General features: G+C 36.8%; 21 protein-coding genes and 1 pseudogene. 15 read left to right on the forward strand and 7 right to left on the reverse strand.

What is annotated here, in order from left to right:
• The first annotated feature begins 242 nt into the window (after positions 1-242).
• The 3 genes from BAU23_RS27905 (at position 243) to BAU23_RS27915 (ending at position 2,570) form a co-directional block, all read left to right on the forward strand.
• Complete coding sequence (locus BAU23_RS27905; protein WP_071735656.1) at positions 243-1,694, forward strand: SulP family inorganic anion transporter; 1,452 nt, start codon at positions 243-245, stop codon at positions 1,692-1,694.
• Positions 1,695-1,759: 65 nt separating this feature from the next.
• Positions 1,760-2,182 carry a universal stress protein gene (locus tag BAU23_RS27910; RefSeq protein ID WP_000278004.1) on the forward strand — a complete coding sequence of 141 codons (423 nt, stop codon included), beginning with the start codon at positions 1,760-1,762 and terminating at the stop codon, positions 2,180-2,182.
• A 262-nt stretch (positions 2,183-2,444) separates the two neighbouring features.
• Complete coding sequence (locus tag BAU23_RS27915; protein ID WP_000738296.1) at positions 2,445-2,570, forward strand: DUF4027 family protein; 126 nt, start codon at positions 2,445-2,447, stop codon at positions 2,568-2,570.
• 104 nt (positions 2,571-2,674) lie between these two features.
• Here the strand turns inward: BAU23_RS27915 and opp4A are convergent, their stop codons facing one another.
• The 6 genes from opp4A to glpT form a co-directional block, all read right to left on the reverse strand.
• Positions 2,675-4,456 carry an oligopeptide ABC transporter substrate-binding protein gene (opp4A, locus tag BAU23_RS27920; protein WP_001039731.1) on the reverse strand — a complete coding sequence of 594 codons (1,782 nt, stop codon included), beginning with the start codon at positions 4,454-4,456 and terminating at the stop codon, positions 2,675-2,677.
• A 14-nt stretch (positions 4,457-4,470) separates the two neighbouring features.
• Entirely contained in the window at positions 4,471-5,376 is a 906-nt protein-coding gene (locus tag BAU23_RS27925; RefSeq protein WP_000880731.1) for an ABC transporter permease, read from the reverse strand.
• An 18-nt stretch (positions 5,377-5,394) separates the two neighbouring features.
• On the reverse strand, positions 5,395-6,363 hold the full coding sequence (opp4B, locus tag BAU23_RS27930) for an oligopeptide ABC transporter permease (RefSeq protein WP_000265451.1): 969 nt from the start codon (positions 6,361-6,363) through the stop codon (positions 5,395-5,397).
• Between the two features lie 14 nt (positions 6,364-6,377).
• Positions 6,378-7,304: an ABC transporter ATP-binding protein gene (locus BAU23_RS27935; RefSeq protein WP_001196379.1), complete on the reverse strand. Its 927-nt coding sequence runs from the start codon at positions 7,302-7,304 to the stop codon at positions 6,378-6,380.
• Positions 7,291-8,310, reverse strand: a complete 1,020-nt coding sequence (locus BAU23_RS27940; protein WP_000795386.1) for an ABC transporter ATP-binding protein — start codon at positions 8,308-8,310, stop codon at positions 7,291-7,293. Before BAU23_RS27940 ends, BAU23_RS27935 begins: the two co-directional genes overlap by 14 nt.
• Positions 8,311-8,584: 274 nt before the next feature.
• Positions 8,585-9,934: a glycerol-3-phosphate transporter gene (gene glpT, locus BAU23_RS27945; RefSeq protein WP_000466394.1), complete on the reverse strand. Its 1,350-nt coding sequence runs from the start codon at positions 9,932-9,934 to the stop codon at positions 8,585-8,587.
• A gap of 272 nt (positions 9,935-10,206) precedes the next feature.
• Between glpT and BAU23_RS27950 the strand changes: the two genes are divergently transcribed.
• From BAU23_RS27950 to BAU23_RS28005, 12 genes and pseudogenes are all read left to right on the forward strand, one after another.
• Positions 10,207-10,665: a MarR family winged helix-turn-helix transcriptional regulator gene (locus BAU23_RS27950; RefSeq protein ID WP_001132371.1), complete on the forward strand. Its 459-nt coding sequence runs from the start codon at positions 10,207-10,209 to the stop codon at positions 10,663-10,665.
• Positions 10,666-10,684: 19 nt separating this feature from the next.
• On the forward strand, positions 10,685-12,298 hold the full coding sequence (locus BAU23_RS27955; protein ID WP_000437651.1) for an MDR family MFS transporter: 1,614 nt from the start codon (positions 10,685-10,687) through the stop codon (positions 12,296-12,298).
• Between the two features lie 137 nt (positions 12,299-12,435).
• Complete coding sequence (rbsR, locus tag BAU23_RS27960; protein ID WP_016128688.1) at positions 12,436-13,407, forward strand: ribose operon transcriptional repressor RbsR; 972 nt, start codon at positions 12,436-12,438, stop codon at positions 13,405-13,407.
• A gap of 13 nt (positions 13,408-13,420) precedes the next feature.
• The gene (rbsK, locus tag BAU23_RS27965; RefSeq protein ID WP_001132837.1) at positions 13,421-14,317 is read left to right on the forward strand and encodes a ribokinase; all 897 of its coding nucleotides are present in this window, start codon (positions 13,421-13,423) and stop codon (positions 14,315-14,317) included.
• Positions 14,314-14,709, forward strand: a complete 396-nt coding sequence (rbsD, locus tag BAU23_RS27970) for a D-ribose pyranase (RefSeq protein WP_000716142.1) — start codon at positions 14,314-14,316, stop codon at positions 14,707-14,709. The genes rbsK and rbsD overlap by 4 nt, the downstream gene beginning before the upstream one ends.
• 18 nt (positions 14,710-14,727) lie before the next feature.
• Entirely contained in the window at positions 14,728-16,212 is a 1,485-nt protein-coding gene (gene rbsA, locus BAU23_RS27975) for a ribose ABC transporter ATP-binding protein RbsA (protein WP_071735658.1), read from the forward strand.
• Between the two features lie 2 nt (positions 16,213-16,214).
• Positions 16,215-17,150: an ABC transporter permease subunit gene (locus BAU23_RS27980; protein ID WP_001074645.1), complete on the forward strand. Its 936-nt coding sequence runs from the start codon at positions 16,215-16,217 to the stop codon at positions 17,148-17,150.
• A gap of 14 nt (positions 17,151-17,164) precedes the next feature.
• Positions 17,165-18,088 (forward strand): ribose ABC transporter substrate-binding protein RbsB, encoded by a 924-nt coding sequence (gene rbsB, locus BAU23_RS27985; protein ID WP_000758991.1) that lies wholly within the window; start codon positions 17,165-17,167, stop codon positions 18,086-18,088.
• Positions 18,089-18,126: 38 nt separating this feature from the next.
• Positions 18,127-18,774, forward strand: coding sequence for a fructose-6-phosphate aldolase (gene fsa / locus BAU23_RS27990; protein WP_000667669.1), 648 nt, complete (start codon positions 18,127-18,129; stop codon positions 18,772-18,774).
• Positions 18,775-19,073: 299 nt separating this feature from the next.
• Positions 19,074-21,467, forward strand: coding sequence for a M6 family metalloprotease immune inhibitor InhA2 (gene inhA2, locus BAU23_RS27995; protein WP_071735659.1), 2,394 nt, complete (start codon positions 19,074-19,076; stop codon positions 21,465-21,467).
• Positions 21,468-21,785: 318 nt separating this feature from the next.
• Positions 21,786-22,127: a hypothetical protein gene (locus BAU23_RS28000; protein WP_000658670.1), complete on the forward strand. Its 342-nt coding sequence runs from the start codon at positions 21,786-21,788 to the stop codon at positions 22,125-22,127.
• A gap of 16 nt (positions 22,128-22,143) precedes the next feature.
• Positions 22,144-22,470, forward strand: a pseudogene (locus tag BAU23_RS28005) (hypothetical protein); the annotation flags it as partial.
• A 21-nt stretch (positions 22,471-22,491) separates the two neighbouring features.
• Here the strand turns inward: BAU23_RS28005 and BAU23_RS28010 are convergent.
• Positions 22,492-23,670, reverse strand: a complete 1,179-nt coding sequence (locus tag BAU23_RS28010; protein WP_071735663.1) for an MFS transporter — start codon at positions 23,668-23,670, stop codon at positions 22,492-22,494.
• Positions 23,671-23,719 lie beyond the last annotated feature (49 nt).

Here is a 23,719-nt window from a genome sequence, read left to right on the forward strand (position 1 = left end):
TCTACTCGTTATATAATAGCCTTCGTGCAGTCGGCTTAGATTTTCTTATGGAGAAAATCAAATGATAAAGTGAAACTTTAATCAGTAGGGGTTTTGTTCATCCCCCACTGATTATTAGCCTTCACCAATCGGGCTTTTATGGGCAGTTGATCCCCACCTAACTTCTTTGCTTTCGCTGAATTTTGAGGTGGGGGTCTTACTGCCTGGCAAATAGCGGGATAAAAGAGTAGAGGAGTGGTATTTTGTTTCAAACGATAAAAAATGACTGGTTCTCCAACGTGAAAGGGGATGTGCTATCAGGAATTGTCGTTGCTTTAGCGTTAATTCCTGAAGCAATCGCCTTCTCTGTTATTGCAGGCGTGGATCCGACCGTTGGGTTATACGCTGCTTTTTGTATTGCGGTTACCATTTCATTTGTTGGCGGAAGAACTGGGATGATTTCAGCTGCAACAGGTGCAATGGCATTATTAATGGTAACGCTCGTTAAGGATCATGGTTTGCAATATTTATTTGCTACAACAATATTAACCGGTATTGTCCAAATTATTTTTGGCTTGTTCAAACTGAGCTCATTTATGAAATTTGTACCTAAATCTGTTATGAGTGGTTTTTTAAATTCACTTGGCATTTTAGTTTTTACAGCGCAATTGCCGCATTTTAAAAATGCAACTTGGCAAATGTATGCACTTGTCGCATTAGGACTTGTAATTATATATGTATTTCCACGTATTACGACGGCTGTACCGTCTACACTTATTTCTATTGTTATTGTGACAAGTATTGCACTTATGAGCGGATTACAGTTGAAAACAGTAGGGGATATGGGAAGTTTACCGAAAGAATTACCGTTCTTTAGCATTCCTAATGTACCGTTTACACTTGAGACATTAGGGATTATTTTACCGTACGCAATTATGCTTGCAATTATCGGTTTACTAGAGTCATTATTAACAGCTTCAGTTTTAGATGATATGACGCATACGGATAGTAATAAACATAAAGAAGCACGTGGTCAAGGTATTGCAAACATTGTCACTGGTTTCTTCGGAGGAATGGCAGGCTGTGCAATGATTGGACAATCTGTTATTAATATTAAATCAGGTGGACGAGGTCGTTTATCAACATTTGTAGCGGGCGGATTTTTAATCGTATTACTATTCGTTTTAGGTGACTATGTCGTTCATATTCCAATGGCAGCATTAGTTGCAGTTATGATTATGGTTTCAATTGGAACATTTGATTGGAACTCTGTAACAACGATTCATAAAGTACCAAAAGGAAATGCATTTGTTATGATCGTAACAGTTGTGATTGTCCTAATTACACATAATTTAGCATTAGGTGTAATTATCGGAACAGTAATTAGCGCGGTTTTATTTGCATTCAATATGGCAAAGATTCACGTGAAACATTCGTATATTGAAAATAAGAAAATATACGAAATTCACGGCCAGCTATTCTTCGCATCTACGGCAGAGTTTATAAATGCTTTTTCATATAATGAAGATGCGAAAGAAATTGAACTGAATTTTACTCACGCACACGTATGGGATGATTCAGCAGTAGCAGCAATTGATAAAGTTATAATGAAGTATGAACAAAGCGGTGTGAAGGTAAGGATTACAGGGTTAAATGAACGAAGCTCGAAGATTGTTTCAAATTTAGCTACCTATAATAAGAGAATTGCTAGTTAGAAGCCTCCTTTTTAGGGGGCTTTATTATATAATACGGGTAGGATAACGAAAAGGGGATTCAGCATATGTACAAACAAATTATATTAGCATGTGACGGTTCTGAACATGCACTTCGAGCAGCTGAGCATGCAACATATATTGCGAAATTTAACGAAGAAACACATGTTGAAGTTGTGTACGTAGTAGATAATAGAACGGCAAAATCAGATATTATACAAGGACAAACGGATTTAGAAACAATATCAGCTAGTCGAAAAGATAAATTAAAAGAGATTGAGGGTTTATTAAAGAAAGAGAACATTTCCTACAAAATTACGATTCTACATGGTGATCCAGGGGATACGATTGTTCAATATGTAAATACAGGAGATATAGACCTTGTTATTGCTGGAAGTAGAGGATTAAATACACTGCAAGAAATGGTACTTGGTAGTGTAAGTCATAAAATAGCAAAGCGTGTGAAATGCCCGGTGATGATTATAAAGTGAAACTTTAATCGGTGGGGGTCTTACTGCCCGGCGAATAGCGGGATAAAATAAGTTGAGTGAGATATTATGTAGTGTAAGCAGGACCTTGATATAATTCGAGGTCTTTTTTGATGCATAAAGGGGGAGAGTGTGGACATACTAGATATATAAGTTTAAAGGGAATTTGTTAACTTACAATTTTGTAAGTTAGTTGTCAGTGAAATCGATGTTATGAAAATTATTCCATTGGTAAAATAAGAGTATCAAAGGGGAGATAGGGAGGATGAAAAAGATGAAAGCATTCCAAAATTTATCATATAGCCAAGGTGTGGGTCTTGTTTGTTTAGGGGGATTTGCTGGATCTGTTACGTTAGCTGTTTTAATAAAGATGATTCATCAAATTTTTTGATTTTATAGTAGGGAAGGAATTGGTTGTTATAAATAGTAAGAAAAGGATTGTAAATAAAAAATAGCTCTTAGCATGTATGTAGATGCTAAGAGCTATTTTTATGATTATTTTTCTACTTCTGGCTTCTCACTTGTTACAGTAACGTCTTTCCAATGTGAAGTTATTTGATTTACTTCAGCGTTGACATCATAATTTTTTACACGCTTATTAACACCTGTTAAATCAAATGTATAATGAATTGGAATCATCGGTGCTTCGTCATGAATTAATTTTTGCCATTTATCGTATATTTCTTTACGATATTTTTCATCAGTAGCTTTTTCTGATAATCCTGCGTCTAATAACTTCGTATTTTCATCATTTACCCAGCGCTGGTAGTTGAATCCGGCATTTTTGCCCCATAGGCCAGAAAGGTCAGGGTCAGAGCCAGTATTCCAAGCACCAGAGAAAATATCAACCTTCGGATCATCTTTTTTAATCATATCACGCATAGCATTAAATTCGTGTAAGCGTCCATCAAGAAGTTCTACTTTTAAGCCGATATCTTTCCAAGATTGAATATAGAATTTTGCAAGTGGTTCACTTGTCTCACTACCGTTACTAGCTAGGAAGTTAATTTTAAATTCATTACCTTTTGGATCCTCACGGAATCCATCACCATTCTTGTCTTTATAGCCAGCTTCATCTAATAGTTTTTTCGCTTTATCTACATCTAAGTTATATGCGCCAACACTGTTATTATGGTACTTTGGCATAGATGGTGGAATTGGAGAGTTAGCTGGAACACGAAGTCCGTGATATACTTTTTCTCCTAATTTTTCTCTATCAATTGCATATGCCATCGCTTGACGTAAACGAACGTCTTTGAACTTATCGTTATCCATTACAGCTTCATTCTTTGCTTTGTCCATATGTCCGAACTTAAATCCGATATAAGTGTAAGCAAGGTCAGTTTTACCAATTAGTTGTGTGTTTTTTAATTTACTTACGTTCGGATATTGATCAGCAGTAATTGATGCAATATCAATATCACCTTTTTTCAGAGATGCACTAACAATAGATGGATTTACAACTTTTAATGTTACATTTTTTAGCTTAGGTTTGCCACCCCAGTAATCATCAAAGCGCTCATACTCAACTGATTCACCAGGAACGATTTTCTTCACTTTAAATGGACCGAATCCAATTGGATTTTGACGGATTTTATCTGATTCAGCTAGTTTTTCAATTGGTACATCACCTAAATATTTTTTAGGTGTAGGATATGTCCAAATACCCGTTTTCAGTGAAGGGTTTACTTCTTTATAAGTAATGGAAATTGTTTTTGGATCGACTACTTTAATACCAGAAATTTTGTCAGCTTTTCCAGTGTGATATTCTTCCATACCTTCAATCATTTGCATTTGTGTATCGTAACGAATACCTGTATATTTACTATTACCGATAATTAAGTAAGAATATTCTAAATCTTCAGCTGTTAAAGGGTTACCATCATGCCATTTTACATTATCTTTAATTTTAATTGTAATTGTTTTTTTATCTTCAGAAATTGTATAAGTTGCAGCACCTTCATTTGTAATTTCCCAGTTTTTATCTGTAGCTAATAATTGTTCATCAAAGAAATCCATAATTTCTGAATCTGGAGCAACTTCATACAATACTCTACTTAAAACACCAGAGAAAGGTGAATTTGAAACGAGTCCATAAGTTAATGATCCGTCTTTAATTTCTTTACCGTCATTTTTTACAGCAGCACTAAATTTATTTGTTTCTACTTTTTTTGTGTTTGCTTTTTTACTACCGCTATCAGCACCCCCACATGCAGATAGTAATAATGTTGAAGCAGCAAGTGTACTTAATACTTTGTACAGTTTTGGTTTGTTCATAACTTCTCCACCCCTTATCCTTTTCTTTGTCTCGCATCAGCCGCACGCTTTAACGCTTGACCAATAAAATTTATACACAGCATCAACACTAAAATCATGATTGATGCGGGTAACCAAATCCACCACTTTTCTTGCAATACATCTGGGTTAGTTGCGTAACTTACAAGTGTACCAAGACTTGGTGTGCTCTCTGGTAGACCGAAGCCTAAGTAAGTTAAACTAGATTCAATTCCGATGTTACCAGCAAGATTTAATGTAATATTTACGATGATAATAGAACTTAAATTAGGTAATATTTGCTGGAAGATTATTTTCCAATTTGGTGTTCCTAACGTTTTTGATGCAGATACGTAATCAAGTTCTTTCTCAGTCAATACTTTAGAACGTATCAGCCTTGCTTTTCCGACCCATAAGAAAGCGGTCATTATGAGAATAAATGTCGTAATATTGAAAGTTGGAACGAGTGAGATAAACACGATAACAATCATTAAGAATGGTAAAATCATCATAAAGTCGATAAAACGCATAATGATGTTATCGACAACTCCTCCAAAATAGCCAGCAATTAGTCCCATCGTAAGACCGATAAGGGTTGATAAAAGAGTGATAGCTAAACCAACTGTAAAGGAGTTACGTGTACCAATAATTAATTGTCCGAAAATATCGCGACCTCCATAATCAGTTCCTAACCAATGTTCAGCAGAAGGAGGATCATAAATGGCGAACAGATCGACTCGGACGATATCTTCTTGCTTCATAATAAATGAAGTTGCGTAAACGGCTATTAATATTAAAGCTAAAAAGAATAGAGAAAACATTGCTAGTTTATCTTTACGAAATTCTCGCCACATAATGGAGAAACCAGAAGGGCTCTTTTCGTAATGAATGACTTCAGTTTGTTTTTCAGGATTTGCTAACATAACGTTTCTTCACCTCCATTAATCAATACGAATACGTGGATCAACGATGCTTAGAATAATATCGGAAAGAAGAGTCCCGAGTAGCGTTGCGAATCCAGTAAATAATACAAGAGCAGTTACGACACTGAAATCACGTTGAGTGATAGATTGGAAAAATAGTTGTCCAATTCCTGGGTAGCCGAAAATATTTTCTAGAATAATAGAGCCCCCAACTAAACCTGTAATTTCATATCCTAAAAATGCTGCGATTGGTAAAAATGAATTTCGTAAAATATGTCTGGAATATACTTTAGATTCTGGTACACCTTTTGCCTTTACCGTGCGTACAAAATCTTTATGTTTCGTATCGATAATTTCACTTCGTAAATATTGGACAGTTCCTACAGTTCCAATTAATGCCCCAGATAAAGCTGGTAAAATCATATGATTTAATTTACTTAAATAGTAATCAAATGATCCGGTTGCAACTTGTGGGTCAACGCTACCACTCGTAGGGAAAATTGGATATAAAAAGCCGAATAAGAATAACATTACTAATCCGAAAATAAACAGTGGTGTACCGAATCCTAAAAAGTTATATAGCGTAATAAATCGATCAGCCCACGTATCATTCCAACGTCCACTTATAACTCCAAGTGGAATAGCAATTAAGTAAGTAAGAATAAGAATAAAAAGAGCTAACAGTATTGTATTGCCAAGACGTTCCCCAATAATATCTGTTACTTGTATTTTATGTGCGTAAGAAATACCGAAATCCCCTTGCACGGCATTTGAAATCCACCTTACATATTGAGTGGGAATAGGATCGTTTAAACCTAGTTTTTCACGTTGTTCTTCAATCACTTTTGGATCGGCTTTTGGATTTGCTAGTTCAGCGCCACTTAATGCATCACCTGGCATTGCCTTAGCCAGTGTAAAGACGAGTACGCTTAATATGAATAATTGCGGTATCATAACTAAAACCCGGCGTAATATAAATTTCCACATGTTTTATCACTCCCTTAAGGTAATGCCACCCGGTGAGTTGGCGAGATTGGTTTTAAATCGTAAGCACGTCCATTTTCATTGAAATAATTTTCGTAGGATTTCTCATACTCAGCGCTTACCTCACGACGCAATTTACGTTGTTGCTCGCGGTTTTCTGGACGAATATCAGGAATAGCTGATATTAGACGCTTCGTATAGATGTGCTGTGGATTATTATAAATTTCAGCACTAGTTGCTTCTTCCACAATGCGTCCGCGATACATAACACCGATACGGTCACACATATGGCGAATTACACCTAAGTCGTGACTAATAAATAAATATGTTAATCCGAGTTCAGATTGTAAATCTTGTAAGAAGTTTAAAACTTGAGCTTGTACCGACACGTCAAGTGCAGATACAGGTTCATCTGCGATAATAAGCTTCGGTTTTAATGTAAGTGCGCGTGCAATACCAATCCGCTGTCTTTGTCCACCGGAAAATTCATGTGGGTATTTATAAATAGACTCTGGATTTAAGCCAACTTTATCAAGATAATCTTGAACAGCTCTACGCTCTTCATCAGGTGAGAGTTTCTCAAAATTTCGAAGTGGTTCAGCGATAATATCCATAACACGTTTCTTCGGGTTTAAGGATGAATAAGGATCTTGAAAAATCATCTGAATATCTTTTCGTTGTTCTCTTAGTTCTGAGCGGCTTAATTTTGTTAAATCTCTATTATTAAAATGAATGCTACCGCCTGTTGCTTTCGTTAAGTGCATAATTGCTTTTCCAGTTGTTGATTTGCCGCTCCCAGATTCCCCAACGATTCCATATGTTTCGCCAGGTTGTAGTTCGAAGCTTACGCCATCAACAGCGCGAACGTAATCTAATGTACGACCGAAAACACCACCTTTAATTGGAAAGTGTACTTTTAAATCTTCTACTTTAAGCAGTGCCATGAGTTACGTCATCTCCTTTCTTATGTTGGAAGTTGAAGTGCTTATAGCAAGTACAACGTACCCAATGGTCTGGTTTTACTTCATGTAAAACAGGATTTTCCTCATGTTGATCAGGTCTAACCCACGGGATTCGGGCTTGGAATCGGCAACCTGTGCGAGGAAGCTTCGCTAACGAAGGAACTACGCCTTGAATTACATGCAATTTTTCTTTTTCAGCATACGCAGATGGAATTGAGTTTAATAGAGAACGAGTATATGGGTGAAGAGGGTTATTAAAAATCTCTTCTACTGTCCCTGTTTCTACAACTTGTCCTGCATACATAACGACAATACGATCAGCTGTTTCGGCAACAACGCTTAAATCATGTGTAATTAAAATGATGCCCATTTTCGTTTGTTCTTGAATAGATTTTAGTAAGTCTAAAATTTGTGCTTGGATGGTTACGTCAAGAGCCGTTGTTGGCTCATCTGCAATAATGAGTGCTGGGTTACAAGCAATCGCAATCGCGATAACAATTCTTTGTCTCATTCCGCCAGATAATTCGTGAGGGTATTGTTTATATGTAAGTTCTGGTTTTGGAATACCAACTTGATGGAGTAGTTCTAAGGTGCGTTCTTTCTTTTCTGCTTTCGAAAGGTCTGTGTGGTAGTCTAAGTTTTCTTCGATTTGTTTTCCAACTGTCATAAGAGGATCGAGTGCTGTAAGAGGTTCCTGGAAAATCATACCGATGTTTGATCCGCGTACTTTATTCATTTCTGCGGTCGACATAGTAAGTAAATCCTTATCTCTATAGTAAAGTTGCCCTTGTAATTTTGTATTTGCTTCATTATGCAGTCGCATAATGGAAAGGGCAAGTGCACTTTTTCCGCAACCTGATTCACCAACTATCGCGACAATTTCATTTTCATGGACAGTTAACGAAACGTTATCAACTGCTGCATGGTATTGATCTTGTATGCGAAAGGAAGTCTGTAAGTTTTCAATGCGAAGAAGTGGATTCTTCATGGCTATCCCTCCATCTTTTCTGAAAAGACTAAATATTTAGTATGTTGTTGTTATTTTAATATAAAATGACAATGTTTGACAAGGGTAAATATTCAAAAATCTTTTTATATAGAGATGAGATGCAGTAATATAAGGATGAAAACCCTTTTAAGACGCTAATAATTATGGATTGGATTGATAAATTATTTGTAAAAAAAAAGTACTATATGTAGAAAAAAGAGAGGCGTTCTGGAAAGAACTGTCTCTCTTTTTTTTGTAAGTATAATATTAGTGTTTAAGCTTGTTTTGGTTTTGCAGATCCTGTATTTAAAGTAAGAGCAAGGAAGAACATTGCAAGCACACAAGAAGCAAGGAGTAAAATGAATCCGCCGTCCCATCCGAATCCATCTACAATAAAGCCCATAGCTGCGCTAGCAAAAGTAGCTCCGCCTAGATAACCGAAGAACCCGGTTAAACCAGCGGCAGTTCCAGCAGCTTTTTTTGGTGCTAAGTCTAGTGCGTGTAGGCCGATTAACATAACAGGTCCATAAATTAAAAATCCAATGGAAACAAGTGCGATACTATCAATGATTGGGTGACCGGCAGGGTTTAGCCAGTAAACGAGAACGGCAATGAATACACCGACCATAAATAGAATACCAGCAGGTGCGCGGCGCCCTTTAAACAGTTTATCACTCATCCATCCGCAAAGAAGTGTACCTGGAATACCAGCCCATTCATATAGAGCATAAGCTGTACGTGAGCTACTATGAGTAAAGCTTTTTTCTTCTACTAAATAAGTAGGAGCCCAGTCTACAACGCCGTAACGAACGAAATAAACAAAAACGTTAGCGATAGCGATGTACCATAAAAACTTATTGTTTAATACGTATGTAAATAAAATTTCCTTTACCGAAAGCTCGCGTTCACGGTCCGCTACTTTTTCATCTGATGGATATTCCCCAGTATATTCTTCAATAGAAGGTAATCCGCAAGATTGAGGTGTGTCTCTCATCGTAATTAATACATAAATCCCAACTAAAATTGAAAGAATACCTGGGAAGTAAAATATACTTTTCCAGTCATTTGCAAAGAGATATAAGCCTAATGTAACGAGAGAAGGCATAAGCGCGCCACCGACATTATGAGCGACGTTCCAAATAGACATTTTTGTACCACGTTCACTAATCGAGAACCAGTGAACCATCGTACGGCCACAAGGAGGCCATCCCATACCTTGTACCCATCCATTTAAAAACTGAAGGACAAACATAAGTATAATGCTCGTTGTAATGAAAGAAAATGAGCCGAAAATAATATTAATGATACCTGATAAAAATAGCCCAGCTGCTAAAAAGTAGCGAGGATTACAACGATCGGATACGATACCCATAAGAAATTTACTTAATCCGTAAGCGATTGATACTGCTGAAAGGATAACCCCAAGTTCTCCTTTACTAAAGCCTTGTTCGATTAAGTATGGCATTGCGAGTGAAAAGTTTTTTCGAACAAAGTAGTAGCCCGCATAACCGATGAAGATACCTAAGAATACTTGTAAACGTAATTTACGATATTCGCTATCAGTACGGTCAGTAGGTAAGCGTTCTGCGTGGGGCGCAGGTTTAAATAATTGTGTGAAAAACATAAAATGAAAATCCTCCCCTAATTAATTGGAAGCGTTTTAAGACAGAGAGAATACAAAAAGGCCATGAAATATAAAAAAGTTCCCCTTTTTTATGATTCATAGCCGTATACTCCGATTCTCCGTGACTGTCAATATTAACTTCGACGAAAATTATACAACTTTGTGACAAAAATGTAAACGTTTTTATAAATAAAGTTGTTGACGTAATTTGTTTGTGGGATTAATATTTAAATACGTTAAATATTTTATTGTTTAAATAAGAGGTGGATAACATGCCAAATGATATGACTCATATTGATAAGATTCAAGCTCTTACATTCGCTATAGGAAAGAAAATGCAAACAGAGTTATTGGAACAAATGCAAGCATCAGGACTTACACCACCGCAGTTTTATATTTTAAAGATTTTAGATCATTATGGAGCTTCAAGAGCGACACAATTGGCGGAGAAAATGTACGTGAAACCGAGCGCGATTACAGTAATGATTGATCGTTTAATTGATCATGGGTTAGTAGAGCGCTATCACGACGATAATGATCGCCGCGTTGTTATCATTGAGCTAACGAAAAAGGGGAAAACTACAGTAGAAGAAGCGATGGCGGCTCGTAATGAGCATATTGCAAAATACTTCTCACACTTAGAATTACAAGAGAGGGAAGATTTGTTACGTCTCTTTGAAAAGCTAGAAACAATTATTTGCGGGACACAAGAGAAAAAAGAGAAAAACTAAGAGGAATTGAGGAGATTACATGGAGCAACAAGAAAATCAGAATAGAAAGTTGTTGTTAATCGGTTTAGTAATCGCAATGCTATTTGCTGCATTGGACGGAACGATCGTTGGTACAGCAATGCCCCGTATCGTCGGTGAACTAGGCGGATTAAGTTTAATGACATGGTTAACAACAGCTTATATGTTAACATCAACAACGGTTGTACCGATTGCAGGTAAATTAGCGGATTTACTTGGGCGTCGTAACGTATATATAGCAGGATTAATTATCTTTATGGTTGGTTCAGCGTTATGTGGTATGGCAAACGGTATGACAGAATTAATTATTTTCCGTGGTATTCAGGGTCTTGGTGGCGGTATTATGATGCCGATGGCTATGATTATTATCGGAGATATGTTCACGGGAAAAGAACGTGCGAAATGGCAAGGTATTTTTGGAGCTCTATATGGTCTTGCCTCTGTAATTGGACCACAAGTTGGTGGTTGGATTGTAGACGCAGTGAACTGGAGATGGGTATTCTATATTAACTTGCCAGTTGGTATTTTAGCGACAATCTTTATTGCAATGGGATTAAAAGCACATAAACAAACAGGACCAATTAAAATTGATATCGCTGGAATCTTCACGATGATTCTCGGTGTTGTAAGTTTATTACTTGCGTTAACGTTTGGTGGGAAAGATTATGCATGGGGTTCTTGGCAAATTATCGGGTTATTTGCACTAGCTGCAATTGGTATTGTTAGCTTTGTTATCGTTGAAACGAAGGCTGAAGAACCAATTTTACCGATGCACTTCTTTAAAAACCGCACATTTACACTACTAAATGCGATCGGTTTCTTTATGAGTATCGGAATGTTTGGAGCAATTATGTTCGTACCGTTCTTTATGCAAGGAATTGTAGGCGTAAGTGCTGCTGAATCAGGAACGATTATGACACCGATGATGATCACAATGATTGTTATGAGTATTATCGGTGGTCAGCTTGTATTAAAAATTGGTGTGAAACCACAAATTATTACAGGGATGCTTATTATGGCTAGTGGTTTCTGGTTATTAACAACGATGGATATGCACACAACTAAGCTTACCGCTACTTCTTATATGATGGTTATCGGTTTAGGAATGGGTCTTGTTATGCCGATATTAACATTAGCATTGCAAGAAAGCTTCCCGAAAAAAGATCTTGGTGTTGTAACATCATCAAGTCAATTCTTCCGTCAAATCGGTGGAACATTCGGTATTACAATTTTAGGATCAATTATGAATAACACTTCAGGTACAACGTTAACAAATAAATTAGTACCTGTATTAGACACATTCCCAAAAGAAGCGGGACAAATGGTAACAAAATTTAAAGATATGATTCATACAGATCCACAAAGTTTATATTCTATGCTATTTAGTCCAGAGGCATTAAAACAAATGCCAGAAGCATTTTCTAATAGTATCGTACCAATTTTGAAAAGCTCTTTAGTGGACTCACTTCATACTGTATTCTTAACAGGATTGGTATTTATCGTAGTAGGTGCTATCTTTACGATTTTCTTACAGAAAATTAAACTGTCTGACCGTAAAAAAGGTGCTGAAGAGCCTGCTGTAGAAGAGAAAGAACAAACGGTATCATATTCGTAATGAAAAAGCATCGCCTTATGGCGATGCTTTTTTGAGTATAACCTTAAAAGCTTTTTAGTGAGAAATGATTGACGTATTTTTATAAATGCGTTATATTATTTTGTGTAAACGGTTACATGAAATGAGGAGAAAAGAGAATGAGTACGATTAAAGACGTTGCAAAATTAGCAGGGGTATCTGTTGCGACCGTTTCCAGAGTGTTAAATAAAAATGGATATGTTCATGAGGATACATTAAAAAAAGTAGAGCGAGCAATTGAAATGCTAGATTATAAACCTAGTACAGTAGCACGTTCTTTATACAATAAAAAATCTCGTTTAATTGGCTTAGTTGTTCCAAATATCGTGAATCCATTCTTTCCAGAAGTTGCACGTGCCGTAGAAGATGTAGCATATAAACAAGGTTACACAGTTGTCCTTTGTAACTCTGATGAAAATTTAGAAAAAGAGAAACAATACATTGATGTGCTTAGACAAAATAATGTGGATGGGTTTATTGTGGCAACGAATCCACAAAATAGTGTTAATTACATGAATTTGTCTATTCCAGTTGTTGCGATTGACCGTATGTTTAATGAGCGAATTCCTACTGTATATGCAGATAACTATGCAGGGAGTCAGGCGGCGACAAAGTTATTAATAAGCAAAGGGTGTAAACATATTGCACATATTCGTGGACCGCGTGATGTGAGCACAGCTAATGAACGTTTTGAAGGTTTTGTAGACGTTATTACGCAAAATAATCTTTCTTATATGATTGCAGAGAGTACATTCGATCCAGCTAATAGTGAACAGGTTGCGGTGGAATTATTGGAAGAATATCCGCATATTGATGGAATTGTTGCTGGGAATGATTTAATTGCAATCGGCGTTGTAAAGGCTGCACTTCAAAAGGGGATTTCTATTCCAGACGATTTACAAATTATCGGATTTGATGGGATTTCTTTAACAGAAATGATGTATCCATCTATTACAACTGTTGCACAGCCAATTTATGAAATGGGGAAAATTGCAACAGAGCTGTTGTTAGAGCAGATGGAAGGAAATCCATTAGAAGAGAAACACTATCGTTTACCGATTGAAATTATAGAACGAAATACAACGAAGTAAGGAGATGAGACAGATGCCAAATATTGCAGTAGTAGGTAGTATTTCAATGGACTTAGTGGCTGTTTCAAAAATACGGCCGAAAGCAGGAGAAACAGTAATTGGTGAAGCGTTTCATACGATCCCAGGTGGGAAAGGAGCCAACCAAGCAGTTGCTGCAGCTAGATTAGGAGCAAATGTAGCGATGGTTGGTGCAGTAGGAAGTGATGATTACGGGACAGTAGTTAGAAGAAATTTAGAGAATGAACGCGTTTTTATCGACTATGTGGTACCGGTTACAGATAGAACAACAGGAATCGCTCATATCGTTTTAGCAGAAGAGGATAACAGTATTGTTGTCGTACAAGGAGCAAATGCTCTTGTAAATGAGTCGATTGTAGATCGTTCAAAAGACCTTCTTGTAAAAGCAGATATGGTTGTTCTTCAACTAGAGATTCCGCTTGAAACAGTAAAATACGTTCTGGCTATTTGTGAGGAACATAAAATTCCAGTTATGTTGAATCCGGCTCCAGCACAAATCTTATCAGAAGATATTTTAGAAAAAGCGACTTATATTACGCCGAATGAGCATGAGTGCCGCATTGTATTAGATGATTTCACATCACCAATTGAAGATTTATTGGCTAAATATCCAAATAAGCTATTGATGACAGAAGGGTCTAATGGTGTTCGTTTCCATAACGGAACGGAAGTTGTTCAAGTTCCAAGTATTGCTGTAGATGTAGTAGATACAACTGGAGCTGGTGATACATTTAACGGCGCGTTAGCAGTTGCGCTTTCTGAAGGAGAAACACTTCAAAAGGCTATTCGTTTTGCTAATATTGCTGGTGGTCTTTCTGTAACAAAACTTGGGGCACAGGGCGGTATGCCGACGAGAGATAGAGTACGTGAAGTGCAGGTGATTGTCGGATGAAAAAGCATGGTGTATTAAATAGTGAAATCGCGGCAGTCCTTGCTTCACTTGGACATACAGATACGATTGTAATTGCTGATTGCGGGTTACCTATTCCTGATGGAGTAAAACGAATTGATTTAGCAGTTGAACTCGGAAAACCTAGTTTTTTAGACGTATTACAAGTTGTTGCTGATGATATGGCAATTGAAAAAGTGACGTTAGCAGAAGAAGTTATTATGAATAATGAAGTGGTAAATAAAGAAGTTGAGATGCGATTAATAGAGCCAGCATTTGAATATGTGTCTCATAAGGAATTTAAAGAGCATACAAAGAGAGCGAAGGCGATTATTCGTACAGGAGAAGCAACGCCTTATGCGAATGTTATTTTACATGCAGGCGTGATTTTTTAATAAAGGGATGTGATGAGAATGCACATTGAAATGAAAAATATTTCAAAAGCGTTCAGTGGTAATCCTGTTCTAAAAAACGCACAGTTTACGATTGAAACAGGAGAAGTCCATGCATTGATGGGGGAAAATGGAGCGGGGAAATCGACGCTCATGAAGATTTTAACAGGTGTATATAAAAAAGACAGTGGAACAGTCACGATTGATGGGCAAGAACGAACTTTTAAAAATGCGAAAGAAGCAGAAGAGTATGGTATTGCATTTATCCATCAAGAGTTGAACATATTACCAAATTTAACGGTAGCTGAAAATATGTTTCTCGGTAAAGAGTTAATGTATGGGAAAACAGGTATTTTACGTTCGCGTCAAATGAATGCGATTGCCCAGCAGCAACTAGCGGAATTAGGGTTACATGTAAAAGGCGCTATGCTAGCAGGTGAATTATCGGTTGGACAACAGCAAATTATCGAAATTGCGAAAGCATTAATGACAAATGCGAGCGTTATTATTATGGACGAACCTACAGCAGCATTAACGGATCGCGAGATTGAAACGCTGTTTACTGTTATTAATAAATTACGTAAAGAGGGCGTTTCATTCGTTTATATTTCACACCGGATGGAAGAAATTTTTTCAATATGTGATGCTATTACAATTTTGCGTGATGGAGAATATGTAGGGAAAAGATTAATTCCGGAAACGTCATTTGATGAAGTAGTGAGTATGATGGTGGGCCGCAGTATTGGTGAACGTTACCCAGAGCGAAATAGTCAAATTGGCGAAGTGATTTTTGAAATGCGTAACGGAACGAAAAAAGGAAAATTTGAAAATGTTTCGTTTCAAGTTAGAAAAGGTGAAATCCTTGGTGTTGCTGGTTTGATGGGAGCCGGTCGTACGGATATCATGAAAGCAATATTTGGATATGAACCGCTCGATTCAGGACAAATTTTTATGAATGGACAAGAAGTGAAAATTGATAGTCCGATAGATGCGATTAGACAAAGAATAGCTTTCATTACAGAGGATAGAAAATCTGAAGGGTTAGTGTTAGATTTCTCAATTCGAGAAAATTTAGCTTTACCGAATTTAGAAAGTCTTTCAAAGGGAAGTGTCCTTAGTAACGAACTAGAACAACAGTTTACAGCGGATATGATGAAGCTACTTAATGTGAAAGCATCTAGTGGAGAGCAAGCTGTAAAATCTCTTTCTGGTGGAAATCAGCAAAAGATTGTAATTGCAAAATGGCTAGGTATTCATCCGCAGTTACTCATTTTAGATGAGCCAACAAGGGGTGTAGATGTTGGGGCGAAAAAAGAAATTTACTCTATTATGAATAAGCTTACAGAGCAAGGAGATACCGTTATTATGGTATCATCTGAGCTTCCAGAAGTTTTAGGAATGAGTGATCGCGTTCTTGTTATTCATGAAGGAAAAGTCGGCGGCATTTTAGAGAAAGATGAGGCATCACAAGAGTCTATTATGGCACTAGCTACAGGGGGAGAGTAAGGATGGCTAAGAAGGGGAATGTATTACAACAACTCGGTTCTTTAATCGGTTTAGTATTAATTATCGTCGTAATTACAGCTTTAAATCCGGCATTTATTGAGATTCCAAATTTATTTAATATACTGCGTCAAGTATCGATTAATGCGCTTATTGCATTCGGAATGACCTTTGTAATTTTAACAGGGGGTATTGACTTATCGGTAGGTTCTATTTTAGCATTATCAAGTGCACTTGTTGCTGGAATGATGGCAAGTGGCATGGACCCGTTCCTTGCGATGGCAGTTGGATTATTAGCTGGTCTTGTAATGGGAATTGTAAACGGTATCATCATAGCGAAGGGAAAGGTAGCCCCATTTATTGCAACTTTAGCAACAATGACTATTTTTCGCGGGTTGACGCTTGTTTATATGGACGGACGTCCGATCACTGGTCTTGGTGATCATTTAATGTTCCAAATGTTTGGCCGCGGTTATTTTCTCGGTATTCCGGTACCAGCTGTTACAATGATGGTCGCTTTCGCAGTACTGTACTTCATTTTGAAGAAAACGACATTTGGTCGCCGTACATTTGCAATTGGTGGAAATGAAGAAGCAGCAGCATTATCAGGTATTAATGTTACGAGAATTAAAGTAATGATTTATGGTCTTTCCGGAATTTTGGCAGCGCTTGCAGGTATTGTCTTAACATCACGACTAGATTCTGCACAGCCGACTGCAGGTACTTCTTACGAATTAGATGCAATTGCAGCAGTTGTATTAGGTGGAACAAGTCTTTCTGGGGGAAGAGGTTGGATTGTTGGTACATTCATCGGTGTACTTATTATCGGTGTACTAAATAACGGTTTAAATTTATTAGGCGTATCTTCTTTCTTCCAACAAGTTGTAAAAGGACTTGTAATCTTACTAGCTGTATTAATTGATCGTCGAAAAGAAGCGTAATGGAGGGACAGTTCATGAAGAAATGGTTACTTATACTCGTTGCATGTATTATGGTCATTACTGCTGGTTGTTCAATGGAACCACCAGAATGGGCAAAGGATTCTAGCGATAAAGGTCGAAATAAAACTATTAAAGTTGGATTCTCTGTTTCAACTTTAAACAATCCATTTTTCGTCACTTTGAAAAAAGGGGCAGAAAAGAAAGCGAAAGAAAGCGGCATTGAGTTGATTGCTGTTGATGCACAAAATGATGCAGCGAAGCAAACAAACGATGTTGAAGATTTAATTCAAAAAGGTGTCGATGTAGTTGTTATTAATCCAACTGACTCAGATGCCGTTGCTTCAGCGGTAAGTGCAGCTAATGCAGCTAATGTTCCTGTTATTACAGTAGACCGAGTTGCGAATTCGGGTAAAGTTGTTTCTCACATTGCTTCTAACAATGTCGAAGGTGGTCAAATGGCTAGTGATTACATTCGGGAGTTAGTTGGTGAAGGAACAAATGTTGCTGAGTTAGAAGGAATCCCTGGATCGTCTGCTGCTCGTGAGCGTGGGAAAGGATTCCATAACGTAGCTGATAAGTCTTTAAAAGTAGTAGCAAAACAAGCAGCTGATTTCGATCGTGCAAAAGGATTATCCGTTATGGAAAATATTTTGCAAGCAAATAGCGATATAAAAGCAGTGTTTGCTCATAACGATGAAATGGCATTGGGCGCACTTGAGGCATTGAAATCTGCTGGTAAAACAGATGTGGTTGTTGTTGGATTTGATGCAACAGACGATGCTGTAAAAGCGGTTAAAGATGGGCGCATGGCAGCAACAGTCGCTCAAAAACCGGAATTAATCGGAGAGAAGGCGATGGAAACAGCGAAAGAGATAACACAAGGTAAAAAAGTGGACAAATTTATTCCGATCGAATTAGAGCTTATTAAGAAAAAATAAATAAATATAAAATGAAAATTAGGAAGGAAGAATAACAAATGAAATTTTTTATTGATACAGCAAACATTAACGAAATTAAAGAGGCAAATGCATTAGGTGTAGTAGCTGGAGTAACGACAAACCCATCACTTGTAGCAAAAGAAGGCGTAGATTTCCATGAGCGTATTCGTGAAATTTGCAGCTTTATTGAAGGACCTGTAAGCGCAGAAGTAATTAGCTTAGAAGCTGATAAAATGATTGAAGAAGGAAAAGAGTTAGCAAAAATCGCTCCAAACGTTGTTGTAAAAGTTCCAATGACAACAGAAGGCTTAAAAGCAGTAAAAGCATTCTCAGATTTAGGAATTCGTACAAACGTTACATTAGTATTCTCAGCAGTGCAAGCATTACTTGCAGCTCGCGCTGGTGCGACATATGTTTCACCATTCTTAGGTCGCCTAGATGATATCGGTCATAACGGTATGGACTTAATTCGCCAAATCGCAGAAATCTTTGCAATTCACGGCATTGAAACAGAAATCATTGCAGCATCTGTACGTCACAGTGTTCACGTAACAGAAGCAGCATTAAACGGTTCACATATTGCGACAATCCCAGCAAACGTAATCGCTTCATTAGTGAAGCACCCATTAACAGATCAAGGAATTGAGAAATTCTTAGCTGATTGGGAAAAAACACAAGAGAAATAATATGAAATGGAGAACCCAAGTTTAATTAACTTGGGTTCTTTTTTTGGTTTGAAAGAATTTTCATGCAATTGTGCATATTGACTTTTAAATTTTTAATATAAGCTATTTAATATATAACAAATCACTCTTTATTTTTTATATTTCGATATAAAAAGATAGAGGGTCTGACCAGAAAACTGGAGGGCATGATTCTATAACAGAAAGCTTATTTCTTATAGAATCATGTCTTTTATTATACAAGGGAGGATAGATTACGTATTTTTATCTGGAGTTAAGATTGATACAAGGGGATGATTAAGATGAGAAAAAAAGCGCCATTTAAAGTGTTGTCATCACTAACGATCGCAACACTCATTGGATGCTCAGCTGTAATGAGTGCTCCGTTAGCATACGCAGAAACGCCAGCAAAAGAAAGTGTGTCTACAACGCCAATTGATCACAATTTAATTCAAGAAGATCGTTTAGCAGAAGCGCTGAAAGAAAGAGGAACGATTAATCCAGCCTCTTCTAAAGAAGAGACGAAAAAGGCTGTAGAGCAATATATTGAAAAGAAGCAAGGGGATCAGGCAAATAAAGAAATTCTTCCAGATGATGCAACTAAAGAAGCATCTGATTTCGTAAAAAAGGTAAAAGAAAAAAAGATGGAAGAAAAGGAGAAAGTAAAGAAAGCTGAAAAAAATGTTAGCCCTGATCAAAAGCCAGAGCCAAATAAAAAACAATTAGATGGGAAAGTTCCAACTTCTAAGGCGAAACAAGCTCCATATAATGGACCTGTCCGCAATGATAAAGTGTTAGTGTTACTCGTTGAGTTTAGTGATTATAAACATAATAATATTGAGCAAACACCAGGTTATATGTATTCGAAAGATTTTAGTAGAGAACATTATCAAAAGATGTTATTCGGTAATGAGCCTTACACATTATTTGATGGTTCGAAAGTAAAAACATTTAAGCAATATTATGAAGAGCAGTCTGGTGGTAGTTATACGACAGACGGATACGTAACAGAGTGGTTAACTGTTCCAGGTAAAGCTGCTGATTACGGTGCTGATGGTAGTAGCGGTCATGATAATAAAGGACCAAAAGGCGCACGTGATTTAGTGAAGGAAGCTTTAAATGCGGCAGCTGAAAAGGGATTAGATTTATCTCAATTTGATCAATTTGACAGATATGATACAAATGGTGATGGTAATCAAAATGAATCTGACGGTGTAATTGATCATTTAATGGTAATCCATGCTGGTGTTGGTCAAGAAGCTGGTGGTGGTAAATTAGGTGATGATGCGATTTGGTCACATCGTTCAAAATTAGCAAGAGATCCAGTAGCGATTGAAGGTACAAAATCAAAGGTAGATTACTTTGGTGGAAAAGTAGCGGCTCATGATTACACAATTGAACCAGAAGACGGTGCAGTAGGTGTGTTTGCACACGAATTTGGACATGACCTTGGTTTACCAGATGAGTATGATACGAATTATACTGGAAATGGATCACCTGTCGAAGCTTGGTCATTAATGAGTGGAGGTAGTTGGACAGGAAAAATCGCAGGAACAGAGCCAACTAGTTTTTCACCACAGAATAAAGATTTCTTACAAAAGAATATGGGTGGAAACTGGGCGAAAATTTTAGAAGTAGATTACGATAAAATTAAGAGTGGTGTAGGAGTTCCTACATATATTGATCAAAGTGTTACGAAATCAAATCGTCCAGGTGTTGTACGTGTCAACTTACCGGGTAAGAGTATTGAAACAATTAAGCCTGGATTTGGAAAGCGTGCATACTATAGTACAAGAGGCGATGATATTCATACGACATTAGAAACACCATTCTTCGATTTAACAAAAGGAACAAATGCAAAATTTGATTATAAAGCGAATTATGAACTAGAAGCAGAGTGTGATTTCATCGAAGTACATGCTGTAACTGAAGATGGAACGAAAACATTAATTGATAGATTGGGAGAAAACATAGTCCAAGAAGATAAAGATACAACAGATGGAAAATGGATTGATAAATCATACGATTTAAGTCAATTTAAAGGGAAGAAAGTTAAACTACAATTCGACTATATTACAGATCCAGCTTTAACATATAAAGGTTTCGCAATGGATAATGTAAATGTAATAGTTGATGGACAAGTAGTATTTTCAGATGACGCAGAAGGACAGTCTAAAATGAAGTTAAATGGATTCGTTGTTTCTGATGGGACAGAACAGAAACCCCATTATTATTATCTAGAGTGGAGAAACTATGCTGGATCAGATAATGGATTAAAAGCGGGAAAAGGTCCGGTGTATAATACAGGTCTTGTCGTTTGGTATGCAGATGATAGTTTCAAAGATAACTGGGTTGGGTTACATCCAGGTGAAGGCTTCCTTGGTGTTGTAGATTCTCATCCAGAAGCGATTGTTGGAAATTTAGGCGAGAAACCAGCATACGGTAATACTGGAATTCAAATTGCAGATGCTGCATTTTCATTTGATCAAACACCTTCATGGAGTGTAAATTCATTTACACGAGGACAGTTTAATTATACTGGATTACAAGGTGTTACAACGTTTGATGATTCAAAAGTATATAGTAACAAACAAATTGCAGATGCGGGAAGAAAAGTTCCAAACCTTGGGCTTAAATTCCAAGTTGTTGGACAGGCAGAGGATAAATCGGCAGGCGCTGTTTGGATTAAACGTTAATAACATAAAAGCACATTCTTCATATGAAGAATGTGCTTTTCAATTTGTACAGTAAGTTATTATTTTAGCTTATGTAATACAAGTGTCTGTTCATATGTAGTGTATCAAATTATGTGGGGAAAAGAAATATTTCCGAGGAAATTGTCGAAGTATCGTTGGTATTTATACACTTTTTTTGTAAAAGAAGAAATGTAGTGTTGCCTTTACAGTTTAATTTATTTACATTGTTATTTAGTTAGACACAAAAGTAATATATTCGGCAAAAAAAGAGCTCTATTCGATAGGGCTCTTTTTTATGGATAGAAAGGAGTGAGTTAAATGAAAGAAATAATTGAATGTCCACAGTGTGAAGGGAATATTACTACGCAACATATTATTGATCTCCCGCATCCTTTTTCATTCAGGTGTCCACACTGTAAGGTGAAATTAAAAGAAATGCGGATCACACCATGTTTAATATTAGCGGCAATTTGTATCATTCCAGTGCTTATTATGATCGGAGAGAGTATTAAGGAATTACTAGTAAAATATTTTTCTATTATAGACGATGTACCAACTGTACTTATTTTCTTCTTATTTTGTTATCCATTGTATTATCTCTATGAAAAATATAATGCCATATTGTTTATTAAATACGGCTTATTGAAAGTTAAAAGTTAAATAGGAGTTTATCATTATGTTGTGGAAAGTTTATTTAGTCATTGTAGCGATATTAACTATTACTTCGCTAGTAAGAGGTATGTATCAAACGCCAATTCAAAAGTTTGATTTTGTATTGACTATAATTACGTGGATTGGGCTATTTGGTTTTGTCTTTGATGTAGAGATATTAATCCCACTCGTGTGGAAATGCATCTTCGTATTTAGCGTTATTTGGACTTGGAGTGCCGTTTTTGTTTTACGTTTATATGAAGAGAAGAATGCCCCGTTACCTTTTATATTCAAATTAATTGGTATTATTCCAACGCTGCCATTATATTACGGGGTATATCAATATGCATTTAAAAAAAAGACAATGATGGTATTAACCCATCATTGTCTTTTTTACTTTGCTTTTTGCTTTACTTTTTATTTTGCTTCTTACATAAATCATTCCAGCGAATGTTAATAAGAATACAGTTCCGATAACGAAGCTGACGCTAGGGGATGCCCCGATTGCACCAACTGTAAAGGATCCAGCAACAACTCCTAATGAGAAGAAAGCATAAAACAATCCGAATGCTTTTCCGCGCTTATCATCTGTCGTATTTTCAACAAGTAATGCATTTATCGATGGGAAAAGGATAGCGAATCCAATGCCATAAATCATCATAACGATAAAGAGCATACCTTTTGTTGCGAATAATCCAAGTAAAGATAACGCGAATGCCATTACTGCAATACCAATTAGCATGAGTTTTGAACGATTAAATCGATCGTAAATGCGATTTGTTGGCAGTAAGAAGAAGAGGATAGCGGTAATTCCAAATACACTTAACATCATGCCTGTTGTAGATGCTTTAAGTGCTAACGCCTCAACTTTTACTGGTAACATATAAGTGACAATTCCTTGTGAAAACATTAGTGTGAAAGCACCAATATATGCTTGTAATAACGGTTCTGATTTCAATAGTTCAATCATATCTTCTTTGTTCATCATTTGAGTTCTTGATGTATCTTTTCTTGATACGTTATTTGGTAAGAAGAATAGAGATACGATTGTACCAAGGACCATTAAAATAGAAATGGTAATGAACACCCACTCTATACCAGCAGTTGCTTTCATAATTCCACTGAAAGCCGGTCCTACAATTGCCGCTGTTCCAACAGCAGCACCAGATAGAGCCATTGCCTTACCTTGTCTTGCTGAATTTGTTTGTTTTGATAAAAACGTAAAGGCAGCAGGAATTAAAAAGCCGTCACTAAAGCCGTGCATAAAGCGCACAACTAATAGTTGTTCACCACTTTGAACAACGGTGTATAACAAGACTATGAAACTCGTAAGTCCCATGCTTATATAAAGTATTTTTTTTGCACCAAATTTATCGACAGCAGCGCCAGCAATAATATTACCGATCATATTAGCGAATGAGTACATACCGACAACTAGCCCAATAATAAGAGGAGATCCTCCAAGACTTTGAGCGAACGTACTCATAATAGGTAATTGTGAAAATGTATCTAGAAACGCTACGATAACAATAAAGTAAATAAAATATTTCAAGCGATATTCACCTCTCCTCTGCTATTATGGCATAATGCTAATTTCAACC

Origin of the sequence: Bacillus nitratireducens (assembly GCF_001884135.1) — a bacterium.
Lineage (GTDB): Bacteria > Bacillota > Bacilli > Bacillales > Bacillaceae_G > Bacillus_A > Bacillus_A nitratireducens.

What these genes read in the sequence shown, in the direction of transcription:
- BAU23_RS27910 (WP_000278004.1), top strand. Translation starts at nt 1,760, where the DNA reads ATGTACAAACAAATTATATTAGCATGTGACGGTTCTGAACATGCACTT.
- BAU23_RS27915 (WP_000738296.1), top strand. Translation starts at nt 2,445, where the DNA reads ATGAAAAAGATGAAAGCATTCCAAAATTTATCATATAGCCAAGGTGTG.
- opp4A (WP_001039731.1), bottom strand. Translation starts at nt 4,456, where the DNA reads ATGAACAAACCAAAACTGTACAAAGTATTAAGTACACTTGCTGCTTCA.
- BAU23_RS27925 (WP_000880731.1), bottom strand. Translation starts at nt 5,376, where the DNA reads ATGTTAGCAAATCCTGAAAAACAAACTGAAGTCATTCATTACGAAAAG.
- opp4B (WP_000265451.1), bottom strand. Translation starts at nt 6,363, where the DNA reads ATGTGGAAATTTATATTACGCCGGGTTTTAGTTATGATACCGCAATTA.
- BAU23_RS27935 (WP_001196379.1), bottom strand. Translation starts at nt 7,304, where the DNA reads ATGGCACTGCTTAAAGTAGAAGATTTAAAAGTACACTTTCCAATTAAA.
- BAU23_RS27940 (WP_000795386.1), bottom strand. Translation starts at nt 8,310, where the DNA reads ATGAAGAATCCACTTCTTCGCATTGAAAACTTACAGACTTCCTTTCGC.
- glpT (WP_000466394.1), bottom strand. Translation starts at nt 9,934, where the DNA reads ATGTTTTTCACACAATTATTTAAACCTGCGCCCCACGCAGAACGCTTA.
- BAU23_RS27950 (WP_001132371.1), top strand. Translation starts at nt 10,207, where the DNA reads ATGCCAAATGATATGACTCATATTGATAAGATTCAAGCTCTTACATTC.
- BAU23_RS27955 (WP_000437651.1), top strand. Translation starts at nt 10,685, where the DNA reads ATGGAGCAACAAGAAAATCAGAATAGAAAGTTGTTGTTAATCGGTTTA.
- rbsR (WP_016128688.1), top strand. Translation starts at nt 12,436, where the DNA reads ATGAGTACGATTAAAGACGTTGCAAAATTAGCAGGGGTATCTGTTGCG.
- rbsK (WP_001132837.1), top strand. Translation starts at nt 13,421, where the DNA reads ATGCCAAATATTGCAGTAGTAGGTAGTATTTCAATGGACTTAGTGGCT.
- rbsD (WP_000716142.1), top strand. Translation starts at nt 14,314, where the DNA reads ATGAAAAAGCATGGTGTATTAAATAGTGAAATCGCGGCAGTCCTTGCT.
- rbsA (WP_071735658.1), top strand. Translation starts at nt 14,728, where the DNA reads ATGCACATTGAAATGAAAAATATTTCAAAAGCGTTCAGTGGTAATCCT.
- BAU23_RS27980 (WP_001074645.1), top strand. Translation starts at nt 16,215, where the DNA reads ATGGCTAAGAAGGGGAATGTATTACAACAACTCGGTTCTTTAATCGGT.
- rbsB (WP_000758991.1), top strand. Translation starts at nt 17,165, where the DNA reads ATGAAGAAATGGTTACTTATACTCGTTGCATGTATTATGGTCATTACT.
- fsa (WP_000667669.1), top strand. Translation starts at nt 18,127, where the DNA reads ATGAAATTTTTTATTGATACAGCAAACATTAACGAAATTAAAGAGGCA.
- inhA2 (WP_071735659.1), top strand. Translation starts at nt 19,074, where the DNA reads ATGAGAAAAAAAGCGCCATTTAAAGTGTTGTCATCACTAACGATCGCA.
- BAU23_RS28000 (WP_000658670.1), top strand. Translation starts at nt 21,786, where the DNA reads ATGAAAGAAATAATTGAATGTCCACAGTGTGAAGGGAATATTACTACG.